The 1485-nt window shown below is 70.2% G+C and carries 2 protein-coding genes; both read left to right on the top strand.

The genetic code is table 11. The features are described from left to right. The first annotated feature begins 91 nt into the window (after nucleotides 1-91). The gene (locus tag FNH09_RS46350; RefSeq protein WP_152895870.1) at nucleotides 92-766 is read left to right on the top strand and encodes a DUF3000 domain-containing protein; all 675 of its coding nucleotides are present in this window, start codon (nucleotides 92-94) and stop codon (nucleotides 764-766) included. Nucleotides 767-1118: 352 nt separating this feature from the next. Next, nucleotides 1119-1485: response regulator (locus tag FNH09_RS46345; RefSeq protein ID WP_420802850.1), on the top strand; the 367-nt coding region annotated here is incomplete at its 3' end.

Here is a 1485-nt window from a genome sequence, read left to right as displayed (position 1 = left end):
CGGGGGTGCATGGTGTCGTGCGCGGGGGCGCAAGGGGCCATGGGGGTGTCTTGCTCTGCACGAAGCCCCCGTTCCCCTTAATCTTCCCCGCATGGCTGCGGCTCAGGGACGACTGTCGGACGGCGCTGGCGAGATGGACGACGCGAAGGACACCGAGGAGGACGCCTCACACGCGAACGCGGCTCCGCCGCCCTTCCGGGCCGCGGTGGACGCGCTGAGAACCGCGCGGCTGCGACCGCAGATCGAGATCGAGCCGACACCGCCCCCGCAGCGGCTGGCGCCGTTCACGTACGCGCTGGAGGCCGCGGTCGTCGACGGCGACCAGGAACTGGCCGACGGCCGACTGGTGCTGCTGCACGACCCCGCCGGACACGACGCCTGGCACGGCACCTTCCGACTGGTGACGCTGGTGCGCGCGGAGCTGGAGGCGGAGATGGCCGCCGACCCGCTGCTGCCCGAGGTGTGCTGGTCGTGGCTGACGGGCGCGCTCCAGGCGCGTGGTCTCGGGTACGGCGAGCCGAGCGGCACCGTCACGCGCGCGAGCTCCCACTACTTCGGCGGGCTGTCGGCGCGCCCCGCGGCCTCGCAGATCGAGATCCGCGCGTCGTGGACGCCCCGGGAGGGCCTGGGCGGGGTGCCGGACACCGCGGGCCATCTGGCGTCCTGGTGCGATCTGCTGGCCCAGGTCGCGGGTCTGCCGCCGGCCGCTCCGGGCGACGCGTCGGTGGTGACGCTGCCGCAGCGACGGGGGCCGCAGTCCCGTTGACTCCACCGGCGGGGGCGGAGCCGGGGCCGCGAGGCCCTCGGACCTGCGCCTGATCGGTTTTTCGACCGCTCTCTCACACTCGCTCACCCCCTCTTGGCCCGTTTCCTCGCCCGTTTTGATGATCTCTTTGTCGATACGGCCACTTTCAGACAACCAATCGGCTTCGACCGAAACGATTCGATCTTCGGATGATCGCTCGCGTGTCCGAATTGCACGTATTGTTACTCACTAGATCGTGATCATTTCCTAAAGGACGCCGGGTTTGCTGCCGAAGACGACTGTGACCTTGAAAGCACGGTTCGTCCCGGCTTCATCCCCACGAGCCGGTACCGTCCCCCACCCAGGAGGCCTGGTGTCCGTTCTCCTCGAGCAGCCCGCAAGCCTGGTCGCCTACCGCCCGAACAAGCCCACCGCCATGGTGGTCGTGGCCGACCCCCGCGTCCGCTCCACCGTCACCCGCCACCTGTGGGCGCTCGGTGTGCGCGACGTCATCGAGGCCTCGTCCATCGCGGAGGCTCGTCCCCGCATCGGCAACCCCCGTGACATCTGCGTCGCCGACGTCCACCTGCCCGACGGCTCCGGCCTCACTCTCCTGTCCGAGACCCGCGCGGCCGGCTGGCCCAACGGCCTCGCCCTCTCCGCCGCCGACGACATCGGTGCCGTGCGCAACGCCCTCGCGGGCGGCGTAAAGGGCTACGTCGTCACCTGTCTCTTATACA

This window comes from Streptomyces adustus, from assembly GCF_009377175.1.
Taxonomy (GTDB): Bacteria; Actinomycetota; Actinomycetes; order Streptomycetales; family Streptomycetaceae; genus Streptomyces; species Streptomyces adustus.
The sequence above is the reverse complement of the archived record's forward strand: the minus strand, read 5'-3'. Positions and strand labels throughout refer to the sequence as shown.

Excerpts from the sequence above, each read along its gene's own strand:
- FNH09_RS46350 (WP_152895870.1), top strand. The coding sequence starts at position 92 with ATGGCTGCGGCTCAGGGACGACTGTCGGACGGCGCTGGCGAGATGGAC.